Genomic DNA, 22,527 nt, shown 5'->3' with positions numbered 1-22,527 from the left:
TCGATCATGAAGGTGGTCATTTGCGGCGCCGGCCAGGTGGGTTACGGGATTGCCGAAAGGCTGGCAGCCGAGCAGAACGATGTCTCGGTGATCGACTCCTCGCCGAAGCTCATCAACGCCATCGGCGATCAGCTCGACGTGCGCGGCTTTGTCGGTCACGGTGCCCATCCGGACGTACTGGCGGCAGCCGGTGCCGAGGAAGCGGACATGATCATCGCCGTGACCCTCTATGACGAGGTGAACATGGTCGCCTGCCAGGTGGCCCATTCCCTTTTCAACGTGCCCACCAAAGTCGCCCGCATTCGCTCCCAGAGCTATCTGCAGGGCCGCTGGCAGAGCCTGTTCTCCCGCGAGAACATGCCGATCGACGTGATCATCTCGCCGGAAATCGAAGTGGGCGAAATGGTGCTGCGCCGCCTTGCCCTGCCGGGGGCGGTGGAAACCGTCCGCTTTGCCGACGATCAGGTGGTGACCGTCGGCATCACCATCGAGGACGACTGCCCGGTGGTGGACACGCCGCTGCGCCAGCTGACCGAGCTCTTCCCCGATCTCGGGGCGGTGGTGGTCGGCGTTTACCGCAACAACAAGCTCTTCGTGCCTTCCAGCTCCGACAGCCTGCTGGTGGGCGATCTGGCCTATGTGGTGGCCAAGCGCGATCAGGTGCGCCGCACCCTCGGCATCTTCGGTCACGAGGAGCCGGAAGCGAGCCGGGTGGTCATCGCAGGCGGTGGCAACATCGGTCTCTATGTGGCCCGTGCGCTGGAAAGCCGCCAGTCCAACACCCGCGTCAAGCTGATCGAGGCCTCCCGCGAGCGGGCGGTCGCCGTCGCCGACGAGCTGAAGCGCTCGGTCATTCTTCATGGCAGCGCGCTGGATCAGGGCATCCTGGACGAGGCGGACGTGAGTACCGCCGACACGATGGTGGCGCTGACCAATGACGACGAGGTCAACATCCTCTCCTGCGTCATGGCCAAGAAGCTCGGCTGCCGCCGCAACCTGTCGCTGCTCAACAACCCGAGCTATCCGGCCTTCACCTCCGCGCTCGGCATCGATGCCTTCATCAATCCCCGTGCGGTGACCATTTCGAAGATCCTGCAGCACGTGCGCCGGGGCCGTATCCGCGGGGTGCATTCGCTCCAGAACGGCGCGGCGGAAGTGGTGGAGGCCGAAGCGCTCGACACCTCGCCGCTGGTCGGGCGCCCCTTGCGCGACATCGACCTGCCGACCGGCATCCGCATCGGAGCGGTCTATCGCAACGGCAAGGTCTACACCCCCAACGGCAGCTTCCAGATCCAGGCCCAGGACCGGATCGTCATCTTCGCCATTGCGTCGAGGGTGCGCCAGGTGGAGCAGATGTTCCGGGTCAGCCTCGAGTTCTTCTGAGCCGGGAGATTGCTGCCGGCCGCAGGGTTCGCTCCGGGCAGATCTTGGCGGCGCCGCGCAAAAACCTGCGCGCGGCCAGAAAGCAGGTGAACACCCTCGGTCATTCCTCTTCGCGAGGCACTTGATCTTTGGGGCGCCCTTGGCTTAGGTAGATCTCGGTAGGGATTTCAACTTGCCGGTTGCAAGGGATCGGGCGTGCAGAGGTTTCCCAAGACCTTTGGCGCCGCTTTTCTGCGACCAGTTTGCGAGGCAGGATGCATCGCCGTTTCAGCGCCGGGGGCAGGGACGCGGTGGATTTTCACTAAGCTGTGCATACTGCGACAGAATCGGTGAGGGTGCACTTTCCACCTAACCGGGCTGTAATGTTAGGGTATTGGTCGACTTCGATGATTGTTCCGCGGGGCAGGGTGGCGAGAAACACCCGCTCAAGAGGAGCAATAAAGAGGGGAAGTCGATTGGGGCGGCAGATTTGTGTTTAGGGCCCCATGACATTGAGAACGAAAACTATCGGGTGCCCGGCCGTGCCCGGTCGAAACAGGATAAAAAACAGATGGCTGAGCGCGCACAAAATCTGCAAGACACGTTTCTGAACCACGTCCGCAAGCAGAAGACCCCCCTGACGATCTTCCTGATCAACGGGGTCAAGCTGCAGGGGGTTGTGACCTGGTTCGACAATTTCTGCGTGCTGCTGCGCCGGGACGGTCACTCCCAGCTCGTATACAAGCACGCCATTTCCACGATCATGCCCAACGCCCCGGTCCAGCTGTTCGAGCCGACCGACGAAGGCGCCGAGAAGGCGGGTAGCTGATTGACTTCCAAATCTCGCGAAAGCGACATGAGTTCGGGTTCGGGCGGCGATCAGGGAGGATTTGATCGCCGCCCGCAGCCTTATCGCGCAATGATCGTGGAGCCGGTGCTGACCGGCCGCCATGCCGCAGGGGACGACGGACTGCGCCATCTGCGCACACCGGAAGCCCGCCTCGACGAGGCCGTCGGCCTGTCTGCGGCCATCAATCTCGACATCGTTCACGCTGCGGTCGTGCGCATCAACGCTCCACGCCCTGCCACGCTCTTCGGAGAGGGCAAGGTGGAGGAACTGGCCGGGATGGTGGCAGCCGAAGAGCTGGATCTGGTGGTCATCGATCATCCGCTCACCCCCGTGCAGCAGCGCAACCTGGAAAAGAACCTGAAGACCAAGGTGATCGACCGGACCGGTCTGATCCTGGAAATCTTCGGCGACCGGGCGCGCACCAAGGAAGGCCGCCTGCAGGTCGATCTGGCCCACCTCACCTGGCAGAAGAGCCGGCTCGTGCGCTCCTGGACCCACCTGGAACGTCAGCGCGGGGGCGCAGGCTTCATGGGCGGGCCCGGCGAAACCCAGATCGAGGCCGACCGGCGTCAGATCCAGGACCGGATCCTGGCCCTGCAGAAGCAGCTGGAAGGCGTGCGCCGCACCCGCGACCTGCACCGCAAGAAGCGCAAGAAGATCCCGCAGCCGGTGGTGGCGCTCGTCGGCTACACCAACGCCGGCAAGTCGACCCTGTTCAACCGGATGACGGAGGCCAATGTCTTCGCCAAGGATCTGCTTTTTGCAACGCTGGATCCGACCCTGCGCAAGATCCGGCTGCCCCATGGACGGGAGGTGATCCTCTCCGACACGGTGGGCTTCATTTCCGATCTTCCGACCCATCTGGTGGCCGCCTTCCGTGCGACCCTCGAAGAGGTTCTGGAAGCGGATCTGATCCTGCATGTGCGCGATATCTCGCACCCGGACAGCGACGCCCAGGCCATGGACGTGAAGAAGACCCTCGATGACCTCGGGGTCAATCCGGCCACCGGGGCGCCCGTGGTCGAGGTCTGGAACAAGATCGACAATCTGGATCCGGTCTATCGCCAGAAGTTGCTGGACGAGCAGAGCGCCAGCGGGGAAGGGGCCATCGCCCTCTCCGCCCTGACCGGCGAGGGGCTCGACACGCTCTACAACCGCATCGACGCCTTCATCGCCCTGCATGACGACGTCTTCGTGGTGCGTATTCCGGTGGCAGAAGGTCTGTTGCTCGCCCAGCTCTACCAGCTTTCCCAGGTGCTGGACCGCACGGACGGGGAGGATTTCGTCGAGGCGCAGGTGCGCGTCACCGACAAGCAGCGCGGGCCCTTCCGCAGCGCCTTCGCCAGCTATCTGGTGGAATAGGGCGCCTGCCGGAGAGGCAGCGGTCTCGGATGCTGCCAAGCGAATACGAAAAAAGGCGGAGGCTCCAATCGAGCCTCCGCCTTTTTCATGTCCGGATCGGCCCGCGCGGCCTATGTCTCCTGAGGCGCGCCCTTGGCGGCCTGCCAGGCGGCTTCCATCTCGTCCAGGCTCATGGCCTCCAGCGTGGTGCCGGTCGCCTCCGCCCGGTCCTCGATGGCGGCGAAGCGGGTGCGGAACTTGTGGTTCGTGCGCCGCAGGGCGGCTTCCGGGTCGATGTCCAGATGCCGGGCCAGATTGGCCAGGGCGAAGAGCGTGTCGCCCAGCTCGTCCTCGATGCGCGCCCGGTCCGGCTGGTCTGAGGTCAGCTCTGCTTCCAGCTCGTGGGTTTCCTCGCGGATCTTCGCCAGCACTGGCACCGGATCACCCCAGTCGAAGCCGACCCGGGACGCCCGGCGCTGCAGCTTTTCCGCCTCCACCAGGGCAGGGAAATTGGCCGGCACCTCGTCGAGGAAGCGCTTCGGCCCGTCCTCCAGTCCCATGGCAGCGCGGCGGGCGGCCTTTTGCGCCTTTTCTTCGGCCTTGATCCGGTCCCAGATGCCCTTGACCAGCTCCGGCTTGTCGCCATGCTCGTCGCCGAAGACATGCGGGTGGCGGCGGATCATCTTGGCCGTGACGCCTTCCACCACATCGGCGAAGTTGAAGAGGTGCTCCTCGTCGGCCATCTGGGCGTGATAGACCACCTGGAGCAGCAGGTCGCCCAGCTCCTCCTGCAGGTTCTCCATGTCGTCGCGACGGATCGCATCCGCCACCTCATAGGCCTCTTCAAGCGTATAGGGGGCGATGGTCTCGAAGGTCTGTTCCAGATCCCAGGGGCAGCCGGTGACCGGGGTTCTCAGCGCGGCCATGATCTCGACAAGGCGGGAAACGTCGCGTCCGGGTTTCATGGGTCCTTGCATCTTTCTGTCGTCACTGCCGGACTTGATCCGGCAATTCATGCCGTGACTTCTGCCACGAGATATGAGGGGTATTTTTCAGTAATGAAACGGCATGGATGCCCCGGTCAAGGTCCGGTCAAGCAAAGGTCAAGCCATGGCAAGACGCTCCTGTGGGGAACAGTCTGCTGATGCAGGTTTCCTTCGCTGCCATCCATTCCAGTAGATGCAGAGCCCGAACACACTCCCTGACATCATCGCAAGGAGAGCCAATGCAGCGAGGCTTGGCCTTCCACGTCCATGCTACCCCCGGATCGACGGATGCCAGAAGGTGACGGCCCGCTCCAGCAGCGCCACGGCACCGTAGAAGAGCGATCCGGCGAGGGCTGCCACGGCGATTTCCGCCCAGACCATGTCCACATTCATGCGCCCCACTTCAGTGGAAATGCGGAAGCCCATGCCGACAATGGGCGTGCCGAAGAATTCCGCCACGATGGCGCCGATGAGCGCCAGGGTGGAGTTGATCTTCAGGGCGTTGAAGATGAAGGGCATGGCCATGGGCAGGCGCAGCTTGGTGAGGGTCTGGCCGTAGCTGGAGGCATAGGTGCGCATCAGGTCGCGCTGCATGGCATCCGATGCGGCAAGCCCGGCCACCGTGTTCACCAGCATGGGGAAGAAGGTCATGATGATGACCACCGCCGCCTTCGAGGGCCAGTCGAAGCCGAACCACATGACCATGATCGGCGCCACGCCGACGATGGGCAGGGCCGACACCAGATTGCCGATGGGCATGAGGCCCCGCCGCAGGAACGGCACCCGGTCGACCGCGATCGCCGCAAGGAAACCGGACCCACAGCCCAGCACATAGCCGACGATTACCGCCTTGAGGAAGGTCTGGCGGAAGTCGGCCCAGAGAATGGGAACCGAGCCGATGAGCCGGGTCCAGATGTCGGACGGCGCGGGCAGCAGCACCTTCGGCACCCCAAGGCCGACGGTCACCAGCTCCCAAACCACCAGCACCCAGATGCCGAAGAGCACGGGGATCGCGAGGTTGAGCGCCTTGGCGCCGGCGCCCTTCAATTTCCAGGCCGCCAGCCGCTCGATGAAGAGCCAGGCCGCGCCCCAAGCAGCCAGCAGCAGGAAGAAGAAGCCGGTCGTGGCCGCGCCCGCATGGTCGGCCGTGGCACGCAGCAGAAAGCCGCAGGCGAGCGTGGTGACCACCCCAAGCGCAATGTCCCCGATCCGGTGATGGGCGAGCCCCAGGCCAAACCGCACGCCGAGAATACCGAGCAGTCCGAGGCAGGCGGCCAGCGCCGGGGCATCGAGGGGCGAGATGTCCGGCGTGAAGGTGGTGGTCACGAGGCCGAGAGCAACCAGGGCCACGACACCCCAGGACAGCATCATCGACAGGGTGATGGAGGATCTGCGTGAGGCAATCGCGCTCATGATGCCATTCCCATGCGCTTGAGGACACTGCGTTCGATAAGGCCGATCACGCCCACCAGGACGCCTGCCAGCAGGGACGCCATGAGGAGCGCCGACCAGATCTGCGTGGTCTGGCCATAGTAGGAACCGGCGAGAAGCCGGGCTCCGAGGCCCGCCACCGCACCGGTGGGCAATTCGCCGATGATGGCGCCGACCAGCGACGAGGCGATGCCGATCTTCATGGAGGTGAAGAGATAGGGCAAGGCATAGGGCAGGCGCAGCTTGAAGAACGTCTCCAGCCGGGTGGCCGAATAGGTGTGCATCAGGTCCAGATGGATGATCTCCGGCGACCGCAGCCCCTTCACCATGCCCACCGTCACGGGGAAGAAGGACAGGTAGGTGGAAATCATCGCCTTGGGCAACAGACCGGTGACGCCGATGGAATTCAGCACCACGATGATCATCGGCGCGATGGCGAGGATCGGGATGGTCTGGGACGTGATGATCCAGGGCATGAGCGACTTGTCGAGCACGCCGGAATGAACGATGCCCACCGCCAGCAGGATGCCGAGGCTCGTGCCGATGACGAAGCCGAGCAGGGTGGTCGAGAGGGTGATCCAGGCGTGATAGACGAGCGACCGCTTGGAGGTCACCGCCTTGTTCACCGTGGTGTCCCAAATTTCCTCCAGCACCTGGTGCGGCGCGGGCAGGACCGGGCGCTTCTGGGTCAGCGTATCGGTGATGAGCAGGCTCATCGGCACATCGGTCTGTCCTGCGCGCTCATAGGTGTCGCGCTGGAACGGCGTGTTGAGGGCCACCGCCGCCACATACCAGAGCGCGATGATGGCAAGCACCACGGTGACCACGGGCAGCGTTGTGCCGGCGGCAAGGCGGGAGAGGGGCGAAGAGCGGGTCATGGCCGACGTGCCCCCGCACTCTCCGCGCCTTCCCGGCCTTGAGCCGGGACCCTGCGGGCGTTCAGGCAGAAAATGCCATGGTTACGGGGTCCCTCATCTGCGCTCACGCTCCGTTCGGGACGGCAGTGGGCGCTGATGGTCTTTCGTCCCTCCTCGCCCGCCCTGCGCTGGCGGGGATCCAGCAGACGCAGGAGGCTGCGGTTTGCCCCGGAATGACGACGGAGGGAAGGGTGCATTCTGCGGTCAATCCTCATAGGAATGCCCCGCCTTCAGGCCCTCGCGAACGCGGTGGGCGATCTTCAGGAACTCCTCGCTCTCGCGCATGTCCAGCGTGCGCTCGCGCGGCAGGGTGCTGTCGATCACGTCATAGATCCGGCCCGGGCGGGGGCAGAGGACGACGATCTTGGTCGACAGATAGACCGCTTCCGGGATCGAATGGGTGACGAAGACCACCGTCTTGTTGGTCTTGGCCCAGAGCTGGTGCAGTTGGTCGTTGAGGTGGTCGCGGACGATTTCATCCAGCGCGCCGAAGGGCTCATCCATCAGCAGCAGATCCGGCTCGACGGCCAGCGCGCGGGCGATGCTTGCGCGCTGCTGCATGCCGCCGGACAGCTGCCAGGGGAACTTCTTGCCGAAGTCGGAAAGCTCCACCAGCGCCAGCACCTTGTCGATGCGCGCCCGCTGTTCCGCCTTGCTCAGGCCCATGATCTCGAGCGGCAGGGCAATGTTCTTCTCGATGGTGCGCCAGGGATAGAGTGCTGCCGCCTGAAACACATAGCCATAGGATCGGTCGAGGCGGGCATTCTCCGGCGTTGTAGAGTTTACGGTAATCTCACCGCCGGTCTTCTGTTCCAGATCGGCGATCACGCGCAGCAGCGTGGTCTTGCCGCAGCCGGACGGACCGATGAAGGAGACAAAGTCTCCCTTCCCGATGGTCAGGTCGATGTTCGACAGCGCATGCACCGGACCGTCATTGGTCTCGAAGGTCAGCGACAGGTCGCGGATGTCGATGACCGGCCGCGAAACGGAGCGGGCGTCCGCGCTGAGAGGGCCGGTATCCGGAGCGTGGAGAATGTCCTGCATTGCTGTGCCTTGGGTCCTTGTCCTGTCGTGGCGGGCCGATTGCGGTTCAAGAGGTCGCGCCGGCTGGCTATCCCGAAGGGGCTATGCGGTCAACCTGATCGCGCGGCCTGAACTTCGTGTCTTTGCGGCAAGTCTGCCGTCCGGGGCGGTCGTTCGTCACGTCCGCCCCGGCCGGCGAAGCCTCACACGCCCGTTGCCGGGATGCCGGTGCGTTCCACCTTGCGCGGCGCGGTCAGTTCCTTCCAGGTGGACAGCGCCTTGCTGACCGCCGGATAGGGCTCGCGCTTGACGAATTCGCCATGTCCCTGCTGCGGCTTGATCTCACCGTCCACCAGGGCCACACGGCCACGTGTGAGGGTGAAGCGCGGCAGGCCCTTCACGGTCTTGCCCTCGAAGACATTGTAGTCGATGGCCGACTGCTGGCTGGCAGCGGAAATCGTCTTGGTCTTCTCCGGATCCCAGACCACCAGATCCGCATCGGCGCCCACCAGCATCGCCCCCTTCTTCGGATACATGTTCATGATCTTGGCGATGTTGGTGGAGGTCACGGCCACGAACTCGTTCATGGTGATGCGCCCTGTGTTCACCCCATAGGTCCAGAGCATGGGCATGCGGTCTTCCAACCCGCCCGTGCCGTTCGGGATCTTGGTGAAGTCCCCCAGCCCGAAGCGCTTCTGGTCCGTGGTGAAGGCGCAGTGGTCGGTGGCGACCACCTGCAGGGAGCCAGCCGCCAAACCTGCCCAGAGGCTGTCCTGATGGGCCTTGTTGCGGAAGGGGGGCGACATGACCCGCCGGGCCGCGTGGTCCCAGTCCGGGTTGCTGTATTCGCTCTCGTCCAGGGTCAGGTGCTGGATCAGCGGCTCGCCGAAGACCCGCTTGCCGGCCTGGCGCGCCCGACGGATGGCTTCATGGGCCTCTTCACAGGAGGTGTGCACCACATAGAGCGGCACGCCCGCCATGTCGGCGATCATGATGGCGCGGTTGGTCGCCTCGCCCTCCACCTGGGTGGGGCGGGAATAGGCGTGGGCTTCGGGGCCGTTGTTGCCCTCGGCCAGCAGCTGGGCGGACAGATCGGCGACAACGTCGCCGTTTTCCGCATGCACCATGGGCATGGCGCCAAGTTCGGCGCAGCGCTTGAACGACGCATACATCTCGTCGTCCTGCACCATCAGCGCGCCCTTGTAGGCCATGAAGTGCTTGAAGGTGTTGATGCCCTTCTCGCGGACGATGGTCTCCATCTCGTTGAAGACCTTCTCGCCCCACCAGGTGATCGCCATGTGGAAGGAATAGTCGCAATGGGCCATGGAGGACTTGTTGTCCCACATCTGCAGGGCTTCCAGCAGCGACTGGTCGGGCGAGGGCAGGGCGAAGTCGACCACCATGGTGGTGCCGCCGGCAAGGGCTGCCCGGGTGCCGCTGTCGAAATTGTCGGCGGAATAGGTGCCCATGAAGGGCATTTCCAGGTGGGTATGCGGATCGATGCCGCCCGGCATGATGTAGCAGCCCGTGGCGTCCAGGGTCTCGTCACCAGACAGGTTCGGGCCGATCTCGACGATCTTTCCGCCCTCGATCTTCACGTCCGCCTTGTAGGTCAGGTCGGCGGTGACAACCGTGCCGCCCTTGATCACCTTCGATGCCATTGCTGTTCCCCTTTATGTTTTCAACCTTGGCCGCTCTGGGCAATTTCAGCCTTCCGAGCCGTCCCGGGCTTGCCCCGGGGACCTTTTCAATCGAACGGGATGAACATCGACATGTCCGTCCATGCCGGGTTGAACTCCTCGATCAACTTGTCCTTCCACGCTCGTCGCCAGCGCTTCAGACGCCGCTCTCGTTCAATCGCCTCGAAGACCTGGTCGTGCCTTTCGAAATAAACCAGCGTCTTGATGTTGTATCGGCCGGTGTGACTTCCGGGCACGCCTGCACGGTGCTGTTCAAGTCTATTTCGCATGTTCCGCGCGCTGCCGACATAGATTGCTCCATGTGGCTTGTTCGCGAGGATATAGACGAAATAGCTCAGTCCCCAGGCTCCTTGATGCCGCGTTCAGGTCCCGGATCTCCCTTCGGTCGTCCGGGACAGCGGCGGGATTGAATGCCCTGCTGTCCCGGCCTTGAGCCGGGACCTGCCCTGTCACCTCATTTTCACTCCACGATCCCCGCCGTCTCGACCACGGCATGGAACAGCACGTCCGTGCCGGCGGCGGCCCAGTCCCTGGAGATCTCTTCCGCCTCGTTGTGGGAGAGACCGCCGACACAGGGGCACATGATCATGGTGGCAGGCGCCACCTTGGCGGCCCAGCAGGCGTCGTGACCGGCACCCGAAATGATGTTCATGTGGCTGTAGCCGAGCCGCTCGGCTGCCTTGCGGACATTGTCCACCAGCTCGGGGGCGAAGGTCACCGGATCGAAGTGACCGACGGCTTCCACGGAGCACCCCACGCCGAGGCCGTCGCAGATGCTGGCGGCTTCCGCCTCGATCTTCGCCCGCATGCGGTTGAGCTTCTCAAGGTCCGGGGTGCGGATGTCGACGGTGAAGATCACCGTGCCGGGAAGCACGTTGCGGGAATTGGGCGAGAAGTTCACCTGACCGACGCCGCCGACGGCGCCCGGCTGCTCGCTCATCGCGACCTCCTGCACCATCTCCAGAATGCGCCCCATGGCGAGGCCCGCGTTCACGCGCATGGACATGGGCGTGGAGCCCGTATGCGCCTCCTTGCCGGTCAGGGTGAATTCCAGCCACCAAAGGCCCTGGCAATGGGTGACGACGCCAATGTCCTTGCCCTCAGCCTCGAGGATCGGACCCTGCTCGATGTGCAGTTCGTAATAGGCGTGCATCTTGCGCGCGCCGACCTCTTCCGCGCCGTCCCAGCCGATGCGCTTCAGCTCATCGCCGTAGGTAAGACCTTCCTGGTCCTTTCGGCCATAGGCATAGTCGAGGGAGTGGACACCGGCAAAGACGCCCGAAGCCAGCATGGCGGGAGCAAAGCGCGCGCCTTCCTCGTTGGCCCAGTTGGTCACGACAATCGGGTGCTTCGTCTTGATGCCCAGGTCGTTCATGGTGCGCACGACTTCCAGCGCGCCCAGCACGCCGAGCACGCCGTCATACTTGCCGCCGGTGGGCTGGGTGTCGAGGTGGGACCCCACATAGACGGGCAGGGCATCCGGATCGGTGCCAGGACGGGTCATGAACATGGTGCCCATCTTGTCGACGCCCATGGTCATTCCGGCCTCTTCGCACCAGGTCTGGAAGAGCTTGCGGCCTTCCGCATCCTCATCGGTCAGGGTCTGGCGGTTGCAGCCTCCGGCGATGCCGGGGCCGATCCTGGCCATGTCCATCAGGCTGTCCCACAGCCGGTCGCCGTTGATGCGGAGGTTTTCCCCTGGTGCGGCCATCTTGCAAGTCCTCGTATGCGTAAGGCGTCTGGAAAGGCGCTTGAATGTCGATTGATTTCTTGCCGGTTTTCCGGCTTGGGCCCGTCAGGCGGGCCGAAGGATCGTGTGCGGGCTCCCGGCGGATCGGCATGGGGCCGACCCGCCGGTGAGCGTGGCTTTCGCCTGTCAGTCGATGCTGTTGAGCACCTTGCGCAGCTTCTCGAAGATCTCGTCGATCTGGGTCTTGGAGATGATCAGTGGCGGGGACAGGGCGATGATGTCGCCGGTGGTGCGGATCAGCAGCCCGTCGTCATAGGCCTTGAGGAAGGCGGAGAAGGCACGCTTGGTGGGCTGGCCGTCGATCGGGGTCAGCTCGATGGCGCCGATCAGGCCGAGATTGCGGATGTCGATGACATTGGGGCAATCCTTCAGGCCATGCAGGCCGTCTTCCCAGTACTGGGCGAGCTCGGAGGCGCGGGTCAGCAGACCTTCTTCCTCGTAGGTGTCGAGGGTGGCCAGGGCCGCTGCACAGGCAATCGGGTGCGCCGAATAGGTGTAGCCGTGGAAGAGCTCGATCATGTGCTCCGGCCCGGTCATGAAGGCCTCGTAGATCTTCGAGGCGCAGAAGACCGCACCCATCGGGATCACGCCCGAGGTGATGCCCTTGGCGGTGGTGACCAGATCCGGCGTGACGCCGAAGAAGTCGGTGGCGAAGGGCGAGCCCAGACGGCCGAAACCGGTGATGACTTCGTCGAAGATCAGCAGGATGCCGTTGTCGTCGCAGATCTGGCGCAGGCGCTCCAGATAGCCCTTCGGCGGAATGAGCACGCCGGTGGAGCCGGCGACCGGTTCCACGATCACGGCAGCGATGGTGGAGGGATCATGCAGCTGGATGATGCGGATCAGGTCTTCCGCATATTCGGCGCCGTTTTCCGGAATACCGCGGGAGAACGCATTGCGGGCCGGGTCATGGGTGTGGCGCATGTGGTCCACGCCGGTCAGCATGGTGCCGAAGGTCTTGCGGTTGGAGACGATGCCGCCGACGGAAATGCCGCCGAAGCCCACGCCGTGATAGCCGCGCTCGCGACCGATCAGACGGGTGCGGGTGCCCTGGCCGATGGCGCGCTGATAGGCGAGCGCGATCTTCAGGGCCGTGTCCACGCTTTCGGAGCCGGAGTTGGTGAAGAACACGTGGTCCAGCGGCTTGGGCATGAGGGCAGCCAGCCGGGCGGCCAGCTCGAAGGCCTTGGGGTGGCCCATCTGGAACGCGGGCGCGTAGTCCAGCTCGGCAACCTGCTTCTGCACCGCTTCCACCACCTTCGGGCGGGAGTGGCCGGCATTGCAGCACCACAGGCCTGCGGTGGCATCCAGCACCTGGCGGCCGTCGCTGGTGGTGTAATGCATGTCCTTCGCACCGACGAACATGCGCGGGTTCTGCTTGAACTGGCGGTTTGCCGTGAACGGCATCCAGAAGGCTTCGAGATTGTTGGTTTGGGATGATGCCGCGCCGGACATGCTTCCTCCTTGCGGCCGGACGCGTCAGAGGCGTCGGCCGACTGCTGGTTTGCGCCACTCGCTTTCCGCTCCGGCCCTCGTGCGAGGACCCTTGCGGATCTGCGAAGCTGTTTCCGCAGGAGGCAACGCCCTTCGGCGCGGTCTCGCTGCACAAGTGTCTCTGGAAGGCCGTTCGTTGACGGCCGGGGGCCTTGAGACCCCTCGATGTTATTTCGTTCGGGCGGTGTCGTGCCAGCCGGGCCAGTCCAGGAATTGCTGGAGCCACGGCGGTCAAAACCTGACCAAACGGTCAAGTCGAGGTTAGAAACGCTTGACCAGACGGTCAAGATGATAATTCAATCGGCATGATGAATTTCTGACCAAGCGAGTTGGCCGTGACGTCTGACCATGCAAATCCGCCGATCCCCGGCCAGGACGACCGGGACGCCGATCCGCTTTCGGAAGGCGCGCAGCCGGCAGGTGCCGTTCTTCCGCCCGATGCGGATGACGGGGTGACGGGGACCCGCGCCCTGGCCCGGCAGGCCGTGGAAGAACGCATCCTCAATGCGGCCGAGCAGGTCTTTGCCGAATACGGCTTCAAGGGCGCCACCATGGGCCGCATCGCCGAGCTTGCGGGGCTGCCCAAGGCCAATCTGCACTATTATTTCGCCACCAAGATCGCGCTCTACCGCCAGGTGGTGGAGCGCATCTTCCAGATCTGGCTAGAGGCGGCGGACGCCTTTGACGGCTGCGACCGGCCGGAAGAGGCCCTTGGCCGGTATATCCGGGCGAAGATGGACATTTCCCGCCTGCATCCGAACGGGTCCAAGGTCTGGGCCAACGAGATCCTGCACGGGGCCCCCGTCATCCAGGACTATCTGGAAACCACCCTGGAGGAGTGGACCAACGGCCGCATGCGCCTGATCGAGGGCTGGATCGCCCGCGGGCTGATGAAACCGGTGGATCCGCGCACGCTGCTCTACATGATCTGGGCCACAACCCAGCATTATGCCGACTTCAACCACCAGATCCACACGCTGAACGGCGGCGAGCCCTTGAGCGATGAACAGTTCGAGGCGGTGCGCGAGACAGTCGTCTCCATTGTTCTTCGCGGGGTCGGGATTGATCCCGATCCCCGGACCGGCGCAGATTAGGCAAGACCTCCGACTCAACCGGGCCGTCCCCGAAGGCCGCCCGCTCCGACCAGGGCCCAGAATGACCACACGCGCAAAGGCGCCGCGCCGCCGCGGCCGCCCGAAGGCCAGCCTCAAGGGCGTTCCGGTGGCGTCGCTCCCAGCCTCAACGGGAAGCGGCGGCCCCGGCATGGGGGCAGACGGCGACAGCCTCAGCCGCATCCAGGAGCGCAACCGCGCCCGCCTGCTCGAGGCAGCACTCGCCGAATTCTCCCGCCATGGCTATTCCGGCACAACGCTGGACCGGCTGGCGGCCGCCGCCGGCATGTCGAAATCGAATCTCCTCTATTACTTTTCCTCCAAATCGGACCTCTACGAGGCCTCGCTCGCCCATATCCTCGAGGTCTGGCTCGGCCCCTTGCGCCGCCTCGACCCGGAGGGAGATCCGGCGAGGGAGCTTGCCGCCTATATCAGTCAAAAGATGAAGATGTCTCAGGAAGCTCCTGATGCATCTCGTCTTTTTGCCAATGAGGTTATGAGTGGAGCGCCCCGGATCCGCCGGGTTCTGGAAACCGACCTGAAGACGCTCGTCGAGGACAAGGCCCGGGTGATCCGCCACTGGGTGGAGACCGGGCGCATTACTTCGGTCGATCCGGTCCACCTGATCCTCTCCATCTGGGCCATCACCCAGCACTACGCGGACTTTCAGGTGCAGATCCTCGCCGTGACCGGAAAGGACCTGAGCGATCCGGCGTTCCGCGCGGCAGCGGAGACTTCGGTCCTCCATCTGGTGCTGAGCTCGCTCGGCCTAACCGTCCCGGCTGAAGGGGTCGGGGAAGGGGAAGTGGCCGGGGAAGGCATCGCAGACCGGGAAGCCGAGAGCGAGGTGCCCCGATGACCGGCGAGACCCCTCCCGCAAAGACCGTCCCGGCGGCGCCGGCCAAAGGCGTCATTCCTGTGTCCGGCCGCACGATCATTCTGGAAAAGACCCTGCGCGAGGAGTTCATCCGCGCCTCGGGGCCGGGCGGACAGAACGTCAACAAGGTCTCCACCGCCGTTCAGCTCTGGTTCGATCTTGCCGGCGCCACCACCCTATCGGATCCGGTGAAGGAACGGGCAGCACGCATCGCCGGCTCCCGTCTGACCCAGGCCGGAGAGATCCTGATCCAGGCCGACCGGTTCCGCACCCGGGAACGGAACCGTGAAGATGCGCTGGAGCGGCTGCTGGAGATCCTGCGTCAGGCGCTCGTGGTGCCGAAGACCCGCAAGGCCACCAAGCCGACCCTTGGCTCCAAGAAACGGCGGCTCGATGCGAAAAAGAAGCGCGGCGAGGTGAAGAAGATGCGCAGCGGCGGCTTCGACTGAGCCTCTCCCTTGTCCTGTTCGATTGCTCCCTGTCCTGTCTGCCCTCCTGAAAAGGCCTGACGTCATGCCCATCGAACCCGTTCTCTCGCCGGATCTTGCGGGGTTCTCCTGTCTGCGCTGCGACACGCTCCATCCGGTGGGCGACTGGTTCCGCGGCTGCCCCTCCTGCTGGGAAAGCGGCTCCCCGGCGAACCTGCGCGCCCGATACGGGGAAGGGCGGCATGGCACCGCTTCCGAGGCGGCTGTGCCCTATTCTTGTGACTTCGGGACGCTGACCCCGGGCAACACGGCGCTGATCGCCTGTCCGCCCTCCATCGCCGGGGGGCTCGACATCCGGCTGAAATGCGAGTTTCAAAACCCGACAGGTTCCCACAAGGATCGCTGCAGCGCCCAGAGCGTGGCCCGGGCCAAGGCCGCCGGCTATCACACGGTGATCGCCGCGTCCTCGGGCAATGCCGGGGTGTCGCTTGCCGCCTATGCCCGTGCTGCGGGTCTCGCCTGCGAAATTGCTATCAGCGCCGCCATCATCGACAGCTACCGTCAGGAGCTCGAAGAGCTCGGCGCCCGCTGTCTCGTCTTCGAGACAGGCATCGAGCGCTGGCACTGGATGGAGCAGAGGGTTGAAGATCCGGGCGTCTATGCGGCTACCAATTTCGCGCTTCCGGCCGTGGGCTCCAGCCCCTTCGGCATCGAGGGCTACAAGGCCATTGCCCATGAGATCCGCGACCAGCTCGAAGGCCGGCTGCCCGCAGCCATTGCGGTGCCCCATTGCCGGGGTGATGTTCTGGCGGGCATTGCCTATGGTCTGGCGGAGATCGCAGGCGAGGGGGGCACGCTGCCGCGTCTTGTTGCCGTGGATCCCTTTCCGCGCACGGCGCAGATCCTTTCCGGCGTGTGGCCAGTCAGCGCAGAAATCGAGGGCGATGCGGCACTGCTTCCGGCCATCGGCGGTGGCACCACGACCTTCCAGTCGATCCGGGCCGTGAGGGCGACCCAGGGACTGGCGACCTCGGTCAGCGGCGAGGTGGCCGAAGCCATGCGCCTGCGCTTCCTCTCCGAAGGACTCGATCTGGAGCGCAGCGCGGTGGTCTCGGTCATCGCCCTGCGGGATCTGGCGGCAGAAGGCAAGGTCCCGACCGATCAGCCGCTCGTCGCCCTGCTGACCGGCAAGGGGCGAGAGGGAATATAAAATAAATTCAGTTATTTAATTTGGAGTCTTCGACTCGTTTGGCGGCAAGTCCCATTCGGCCAGAGGAAACAGCCGATCATAGGCCCAATTGAAGGAAAACCCGTAGACCACATAGAAAACAGTCAAAGCCGCATCCATCAGGAAGGCCTCGAAGAGCGGCACCGCCAGATACCAGGCAATGAACGGGATCAGGACGACGAGCAGTCCGAGCTCGAAGAGAAGCGCATGCAGCACGCGCAGCCCGAGCGACTTGAGCGTCGTGCCGCAAAGCCTCTGGAGCGCAACGTCAAAGGCGACATTGTAGGCGTAGTTCCAGAGCGTCGCGAGGGTCGCGCTCACGATTCCAACGACGCCGACATCACCGCTCGGCAAATGAAAGACGGCGCTGCCGAGGGGAATGATGATGACGAGGGCCACGATCTCGAAACTGAGCGTGTGACGCAGCCGGTCTAACGGTGAGCGCATGAGGAGCCTCAACAGCGCCGGGTCGTCCCGGCAAGAGCAATCCGGATTGGGGAGGTCGTCCTCACAGGGCTGTCCTATGCCAGTTTCCACGCAGCGCTTCAATACCGGTCGACCGCACATCGGAAAGCCGCAATCGAACAGATCGAGCGACGACAGGTGGGACCAACGCCACAGCGGCACTTGCATACACGTATATCGCATAATGTAGATTATGGAACATATCTGATTGAATGCTGGCTGCAGGAAGGCTGCGGTTCTGAAAGCGCGGCTCGCCCTGTGGCGTGGAGTTCTCTCGCTCAGATGGAGCGACAATGACTGCCCCGACGCCTCCTAGCTCTGGAAGCTGGTGTCGTGCTCCGCATCATCGTCGCCATCACCATCGATAATGTCCTTCGCTACGCCGAAGCCGAAACCCGCCCGGCACATGGCCGCAAGATCCCGGTCTCGCGATGCCGAACGATCACCGCTCTTGCGATAAGGTCCGAGCCTGCGGCGCCGGGCAAAGATCCGCGCGGTTTCCTGTTCCGGCGTGTCATCGGCCTCCAGCACCTGATCGATCAGCGTGCGGTCCACGCCCTTGGAGGCGAGCCTTGCAGACAGTCGCGAGCGGGATTCACCCTTGCGCCTGGCGCTGGCAAGCTTGGCCTCCGCATAGGCCATGTCGTTGACGACGCCCGAGCGCTCGCATTTGGCGATCACCGCATCGAGGAGCGCGGCATAGTCCGCCGGATCCTTGTCATGGGCCTGACAGGCCTTGAGCACCTTGCGCTCCAGCACCCGCCGCAGATTGGCCGCAGACGAGGCATAGCGGTCGAGATAATGCAGCGCCTGCCGGGTCAGGCGGTCTTCGGTCGGCAGACGCGGAACACGTCTCGGTCTGGTGGTCTTGCGGGCGGTTTCATCCATGGCGCAAGGCTAGGCACTGACGACGGCCATTTCTAGTGACCGCCGCCGCCGCCAGCCCCCATTTTCGGCTTTTCGACAAGGAACAGCGCCAGCAGCAGAAGAAGGAAAAGCCCGGTCAGCAGCAGGAAGATGTCGGCAAAGGCCATGACGAAGGATTCCCGCGTCACCATGCCGGACAGGGCCTTCAGGCTGGCAATATCCGCCGCATCCCCCAGCGAGGAAAAGGTGTGATCCATCAACGTCTTGGTTTCATTGACGGTTTGCCGGGCCCAGTTCAGGCTCTCGCTCAGGCGGGCGTAATGGAAGTCCTCGCGCTTGGTCAGTAGCGTCCCGATGATCGCCAGGCCCACGGCCCCGCCCAGATTTCGGGTCAGGTTGAACAGGCCCGAGGCGTTCTTGATCATCTGTGGCGGCAGCATGCCAAGCGCGATGTTGTTGATCGGCACCATGCAGATCATCAGCGACACGCCGCGCAGGATCTGCGGCACGAACAGCTCCCAGAAATCCCAGTCATGGGTCAGGTCCGTGACCATCCAGGTGCCCAGGGCGAAACCGGAAAAGCCGAGGCCCATCATCAGGCGCGGATCCATTACCTGCATCAGGCGACCGGCGATCGGTGCCGTCAGGAACATGGCCACGCCGGTGACGAACATGGTCTCCCCGATCTGCAGGGAGGAATAGTCGCGCACGGCACTCAGATAGACCGGATAGAGATAGGTCAGGCCATAGAGCCCGATGCCCATGGTGAAGCTGAAGAGGCTGCCCATGGCGAAGTTCTTGTTGGAGAAGGCCCTGAGGTCCACCACAGGCTCTTCCGCCGTGAAGGCGCGCCAGAAGAACAGCACCCCGGCCGACACGCAGCAGAGCGTGAAGAGCAGGATTTCCTCGCTCTGGAACCAGTCTTCGCCAGCCCCCTCCTCCAGCACGAATTCGAGGCTTCCCAGGAACACCGCCATGGCGGCAAAGCCGGTCCAGTCGAACTTGTCGAAGAGAGAGAGGTCCGGCTCGTCGAAGTCGATCAGCGTCACGGCGGCAATCGTCACGAAGATGCCAGGCACCACGTTGATCAGGAAAAGCCAGTGCCAGGAGGCAAGCTCGGTGAGATATCCTCCGAGCGTCGGCCCGATGGTGGGCGCGAGCGTGGCAACCAGGCCGATCAGCGGTGAAACGATGGAGAATTTCTCGCGGGGAAAGATCAGATACGCCGAGGCAAAGACCGTCGGGATCATGCCGCCGCCGATGAAGCCCTGCAGCGCGCGCCAGACGATCATTTCCTCGATCGTCGTGGCCGTCGCGCACATCAGGCTCATGAGGGTGAACCCGGCGGCCGAGAAGGCAAACATCCAGCGGGTCGACAGCATCCGCGAGAGATAGCCCGACAGCGGGATCATGATCACTTCGGCGATCAGATAGGCCGTCTGCACCCAGGCGATATCGTCCTGCGAGGCCCCGAGGCCCGCCTGGATCTCCGGCAGGGACGCCGAGACGATCTGGATGTCCAGGATCGCCATGAACATGCCGAAGACCATGCAGAGGAAGGTGAAGAGCTTGCGCCCGTCAATCGCGGTGCTGGCGGGAGCGGCTGGGGCTGTGGGTGCGGACATGATCTGTCTTCTTCTGGGTCTCTTGGCGCATGGTTCGCGTCAGGGGCGGACTTGCGCTCAATTGCGCAGGGCCACCTCGGCGCCGTCACCTTCGCGAGTCTCACCGGTGCGCTTGTCCACTTCGACGATGACCGACATGCCGGCGCGCAGCGGGTAGCGCTCCACATCGGCCGGGTCGACGGTGATCTTCACGGGGACGCGCTGGACGACCTTGGTGAAGTTTCCGGTCGCATTCTCTGACGGCAGCAGCGAGAAGACCGAGCCGGTGGCCGGCGAAATGCTCTCCACCCGCCCATGCAGCTTCGCATCCGGATAGGCGTCGATGGCGATGTCCACCTCGGCACCCTGACGGATCTCGTCGAGCTGGGTTTCCTTGAAATTGGCGTCGATATGGGCGTCCTGGATCGGCACGATGGCGGCCACGCGGCTGCCGGCCTGGAGGAAGGAACCGATCTGGGCCGCCCGGTTGCCGACGATGCCGTCGACGGGCGCGCGCACCACGGTGAACTCCAGATCCCGCTCGGCCTTTTCCAGCGCCGTGCGGGCGGTCGCAACAGCCTGGGTCGCTTCCTTCTGCTGGCCACGCAGCACGTCCACATTGGCCTTGGCCAGGGACACGGCGGCGCGGGCCTGGTCCTCGTTGGCCTTGGCGCTCTGCAGGCCGGTGCGGGCCGTGTCGAGGGTCGCCTGGCTGGTCACGTTGGAACTGGTCAGACGGGTCTGCCGGTCGAAGGTGAGGCGCGCCTCTTCATGGGCAGATTCGGCGGCGCGCAGGGCGGCCTCGGCCTGGGTCACCGAGACTTCGGCGGCAGAGATCTGATCGCCGATCCGCTCCACGGTCGCCTCGGCGGAGGAGAGGCTGTTGCGAGCCTGCTGGACCGCCAGCTTGTAATCGCCGTCGTCGATGCGGATCAGAACGTCGCCAGCCTTGACCATGCGGTTGTCCGCGCCCGAGACCTCGGCCACATAGCCGGAGACCTTGGAAAGAACGGTGGTGATGTCGGCGCTCACATAGGCGTCATCGGTCGTTTCCATGAAGCGGCCGTGGGTCCACCAGGCGTGGCCCTCATAGGCACCGGCACTCACGCCGGCGAGCAGGATCACGGCGAGTACGATGCGGCCCTTGCCCTTTTTCTTCTTCGGAGCGACGGGCGCGGCGCCAGTGCTGGCGTCGGACGGATTTGCGGTTTCTTCTGCCACGGATCGATTGCTTTCAACGTCGGGACCACGCGCGACAGCCTCTCTTGAGAGGCGTGTATCCCCTTCTCCGAGGGATCGGGACGCTTTGGGTCCGGGAATGTGTCGGGAACCGTCATCGGGAAAAGAAATTGACTGAACGGTTCGGTCAATGACATATATAGGCGAGTAAACCGGAGAGGGCAAGTGATTTCGCAACGCGCAAGTGAGCCGGCCCCGCTCCGGTCGCGCCGCGTCAGCCCCATCAAGGCTGCCGAGCGCCGCCGACACAAGAACGCTTCACGATGCATGGGGTTGCCGACAGACGCGGCCTCCCGCATTGTCACCGACGGTCCCTGACCGCCGCCACATCACGGGAATTCGCCATCATGGCCCTCGACAGCGACACGCAGACCCCTGCCCCGAACGACGCGGACGCGCCGGACAAGGACACGCCCAAGCGTCGCCAGATCCTGTCCGGTGCTCGGGACGTCTTTCGCGCCAAGGGGTTCGATGGGGCCTCGATGGACCAGATCGCGCGGGCGGCCGGGGTGTCGAAGGGCACCCTCTATGTCTATTTCCAGAACAAGGAAGACTTGTTCAAGGCGCTGATTCTGGAGGAACGGATCCATCAGGCCGATACGGCCACCGCGGAAGGGCTCGAAGACCAGCCGGTGGAAACCCTGCTGCGGGAAATCGGCCTGCTCTATCTGCGCAAGTTCCTGCGCCCGGAGAAACTCTCGACCCTGCGCATGGTGCTTGGCGCAACCGAGAAGTTTCCGGAATTCGGAGCGCTGCTCTTCGAGGCGGGGCCCAAGGCGGGGCGGCGTCAGCTGACCGCCCTCATCGAGGCGCGCATCCGCCGCGGCGAATTGCAATGCGAGGATGCCGGCATCGCCGCCAGCCAGTTCGCCGACCTCTGCGGCTCCTGGATGATCCGTCAGGCGCTCTTCATGCCCCAGCACAGCTTCACCGAAGCGGAGATCCACCGAAATGTGGACGCGGCCGTCAAGGTCTTCCTCGCCGCCTATGGCGTGAAGGGCTGACCCTTCCCAAGCCTGTGAGCCGCCCGGCTCCGGTCAGTCGATCGGAAATTCCAGAAGCATCATGTCATGGGCCGGGCGCACATGGGCCGGGGTCATCGCATCCAGATCGTCGTGATCGAGCGAATTGTGCAGGTTGGTCAGAACCGCCTCGCGCGGCGACATGCGTTCGATCCAGCCGAGAGCCTGTTCCAGGTGGAAGTGGCTCGGGTGCGGCGTGGGGCGCAGGCAATCGAGGATCCAGAGCTGAAGATCGGCGAAGGCGGGAGCCGCGGCTGCCGGGATCCCGGAAACATCCGGCAGATAGGCAATGTCGCGAATGCGGAAGCCAAGGGCCGGAATTTCGCCGTGCTCCACCTCGATGGGCAGGAAGTCGATGGGCCCGCCGCGCCCGTCGATGATCGTGGTTTCGCCCGCCTCCAGCCTGTGCCGATCTAGGATCGGCGGATAGGAGGAGCCCGCCGGGGTCTCGAAACAGTAGCTGAAGGCCCGGAGCGACCCGCGATAGGTGCGGTCGTCCATGTAGACCGGCATGCGCTGGCGCTGCAGCATGGCGAACTGGCGCAGATCGTCGATCCCGTGCAGGTGATCGGCGTGGGAATGGGTGTAGAGCACCGCATCGAGCGCCGGCACATCGGCGGTCAGCATCTGCTCGCGCAGGTCCGGCCCCGTGTCGATCAGCACCCGCGTCACCCCTTGTGCGGAGACCCGCTCCACCAGAAGGGAGCAGCGCAGGCGACGGTTGCGCGGGTTGAGCGGATCGCAGGCGCCCCAGTCATTGCCGATGCGCGGAACACCGCCCGACGACCCGCATCCCAGGATCCTGATCCGCAACCTGTCGCTCATGGGCTC

21 protein-coding genes are annotated in these 22,527 nt (G+C 64.2%); 8 read left to right on the top strand and 13 right to left on the bottom strand.

All coding sequences use genetic code 11. The features are described from left to right. Positions 1-6: 6 nt before the first annotated feature. The 3 genes from trkA to hflX all read left to right on the top strand — a co-directional run bounded on the left by trkA (position 7) and on the right by hflX (position 3,574). Entirely contained in the window at positions 7-1,383 is a 1,377-nt protein-coding gene (gene trkA, locus FR728_RS07245) for a Trk system potassium transporter TrkA (RefSeq protein WP_149891901.1), read from the top strand. Between the two features lie 550 nt (positions 1,384-1,933). Beyond that, the gene (gene hfq / locus FR728_RS07240; protein ID WP_149891900.1) at positions 1,934-2,191 is read left to right on the top strand and encodes an RNA chaperone Hfq; all 258 of its coding nucleotides are present in this window, start codon (positions 1,934-1,936) and stop codon (positions 2,189-2,191) included. A gap of 27 nt (positions 2,192-2,218) precedes the next feature. Further along, the gene (gene hflX / locus FR728_RS07235; protein WP_149891899.1) at positions 2,219-3,574 is read left to right on the top strand and encodes a GTPase HflX; all 1,356 of its coding nucleotides are present in this window, start codon (positions 2,219-2,221) and stop codon (positions 3,572-3,574) included. Positions 3,575-3,684: 110 nt separating this feature from the next. Here hflX and mazG read toward each other — a convergent pair whose 3' ends face one another. The 8 genes from mazG to aptA all read right to left on the bottom strand — a co-directional run bounded on the left by mazG (position 3,685) and on the right by aptA (position 12,815). Next, the gene (gene mazG / locus FR728_RS07230; RefSeq protein WP_149891898.1) at positions 3,685-4,518 is read right to left on the bottom strand and encodes a nucleoside triphosphate pyrophosphohydrolase; all 834 of its coding nucleotides are present in this window, start codon (positions 4,516-4,518) and stop codon (positions 3,685-3,687) included. A 291-nt stretch (positions 4,519-4,809) separates the two neighbouring features. Further along, positions 4,810-5,952 (bottom strand): ABC transporter permease, encoded by a 1,143-nt coding sequence (locus FR728_RS07225; RefSeq protein ID WP_149891897.1) that lies wholly within the window; start codon positions 5,950-5,952, stop codon positions 4,810-4,812. After that, positions 5,949-6,848 (bottom strand): ABC transporter permease, encoded by a 900-nt coding sequence (locus FR728_RS07220; RefSeq protein WP_149891896.1) that lies wholly within the window; start codon positions 6,846-6,848, stop codon positions 5,949-5,951. The genes FR728_RS07225 and FR728_RS07220 overlap by 4 nt, the downstream gene beginning before the upstream one ends. A gap of 243 nt (positions 6,849-7,091) precedes the next feature. Next, a complete protein-coding gene (locus FR728_RS07215; protein ID WP_149891895.1) occupies positions 7,092-7,931 on the bottom strand; it encodes an ABC transporter ATP-binding protein in 840 nt (279 codons plus the stop codon). Between the two features lie 182 nt (positions 7,932-8,113). Further along, entirely contained in the window at positions 8,114-9,571 is a 1,458-nt protein-coding gene (gene hydA, locus FR728_RS07210) for a dihydropyrimidinase (protein WP_149891894.1), read from the bottom strand. 86 nt (positions 9,572-9,657) lie between these two features. After that, positions 9,658-9,930 (bottom strand): GIY-YIG nuclease family protein, encoded by a 273-nt coding sequence (locus FR728_RS07205; protein ID WP_280115335.1) that lies wholly within the window; start codon positions 9,928-9,930, stop codon positions 9,658-9,660. A 140-nt stretch (positions 9,931-10,070) separates the two neighbouring features. Beyond that, complete coding sequence (locus FR728_RS07200; protein ID WP_149891892.1) at positions 10,071-11,321, bottom strand: Zn-dependent hydrolase; 1,251 nt, start codon at positions 11,319-11,321, stop codon at positions 10,071-10,073. A 165-nt stretch (positions 11,322-11,486) separates the two neighbouring features. Then, complete coding sequence (aptA, locus tag FR728_RS07195) at positions 11,487-12,815, bottom strand: omega-aminotransferase AptA (protein WP_149891891.1); 1,329 nt, start codon at positions 12,813-12,815, stop codon at positions 11,487-11,489. Positions 12,816-13,189: 374 nt separating this feature from the next. Between aptA and FR728_RS07190 the strand changes: the two genes are divergently transcribed. The 4 genes from FR728_RS07190 to FR728_RS07175 all read left to right on the top strand — a co-directional run bounded on the left by FR728_RS07190 (position 13,190) and on the right by FR728_RS07175 (position 16,481). After that, positions 13,190-13,948, top strand: a complete 759-nt coding sequence (locus FR728_RS07190; protein ID WP_244304415.1) for a TetR/AcrR family transcriptional regulator — start codon at positions 13,190-13,192, stop codon at positions 13,946-13,948. 61 nt (positions 13,949-14,009) lie between these two features. Next, complete coding sequence (locus tag FR728_RS07185) at positions 14,010-14,825, top strand: TetR family transcriptional regulator C-terminal domain-containing protein (protein ID WP_244304413.1); 816 nt, start codon at positions 14,010-14,012, stop codon at positions 14,823-14,825. Then, positions 14,822-15,292, top strand: a complete 471-nt coding sequence (gene arfB, locus FR728_RS07180) for an alternative ribosome rescue aminoacyl-tRNA hydrolase ArfB (protein ID WP_149891890.1) — start codon at positions 14,822-14,824, stop codon at positions 15,290-15,292. Before FR728_RS07185 ends, arfB begins: the two co-directional genes overlap by 4 nt. A 64-nt stretch (positions 15,293-15,356) precedes the next feature. Beyond that, complete coding sequence (locus tag FR728_RS07175; RefSeq protein WP_149891889.1) at positions 15,357-16,481, top strand: pyridoxal-phosphate dependent enzyme; 1,125 nt, start codon at positions 15,357-15,359, stop codon at positions 16,479-16,481. Positions 16,482-16,496: 15 nt separating this feature from the next. On the opposite strand, the gene FR728_RS07170 is transcribed toward FR728_RS07175, so the two are convergent. From FR728_RS07170 to FR728_RS07155, 4 genes are all read right to left on the bottom strand, one after another. Beyond that, a complete protein-coding gene (locus FR728_RS07170) occupies positions 16,497-16,946 on the bottom strand; it encodes a PACE efflux transporter (protein ID WP_149891888.1) in 450 nt (149 codons plus the stop codon). A gap of 330 nt (positions 16,947-17,276) precedes the next feature. Further along, positions 17,277-17,852 carry a regulatory protein RecX gene (locus FR728_RS07165; RefSeq protein WP_149891887.1) on the bottom strand — a complete coding sequence of 192 codons (576 nt, stop codon included), beginning with the start codon at positions 17,850-17,852 and terminating at the stop codon, positions 17,277-17,279. Positions 17,853-17,884: 32 nt separating this feature from the next. After that, on the bottom strand, positions 17,885-19,456 hold the full coding sequence (locus FR728_RS07160; RefSeq protein ID WP_149891886.1) for a DHA2 family efflux MFS transporter permease subunit: 1,572 nt from the start codon (positions 19,454-19,456) through the stop codon (positions 17,885-17,887). A gap of 57 nt (positions 19,457-19,513) precedes the next feature. Continuing rightward, positions 19,514-20,656: an HlyD family secretion protein gene (locus FR728_RS07155; protein ID WP_208998682.1), complete on the bottom strand. Its 1,143-nt coding sequence runs from the start codon at positions 20,654-20,656 to the stop codon at positions 19,514-19,516. A 365-nt stretch (positions 20,657-21,021) separates the two neighbouring features. Between FR728_RS07155 and FR728_RS19695 the strand changes: the two genes are divergently transcribed. Next, the gene (locus FR728_RS19695) at positions 21,022-21,678 is read left to right on the top strand and encodes a TetR/AcrR family transcriptional regulator (protein ID WP_149891885.1); all 657 of its coding nucleotides are present in this window, start codon (positions 21,022-21,024) and stop codon (positions 21,676-21,678) included. A 33-nt stretch (positions 21,679-21,711) separates the two neighbouring features. Here FR728_RS19695 and FR728_RS07145 read toward each other — a convergent pair whose 3' ends face one another. After that, complete coding sequence (locus tag FR728_RS07145) at positions 21,712-22,521, bottom strand: MBL fold metallo-hydrolase (RefSeq protein WP_149891884.1); 810 nt, start codon at positions 22,519-22,521, stop codon at positions 21,712-21,714. Between the last annotated feature and the right edge of the window lie 6 nt (positions 22,522-22,527).

The organism is Roseibium aestuarii (assembly GCF_008477545.1).
Lineage (GTDB): Bacteria > Pseudomonadota > Alphaproteobacteria > Rhizobiales > Stappiaceae > Roseibium > Roseibium aestuarii.
The sequence above is the reverse complement of the archived record's forward strand: the minus strand, read 5'-3'. Positions and strand labels throughout refer to the sequence as shown.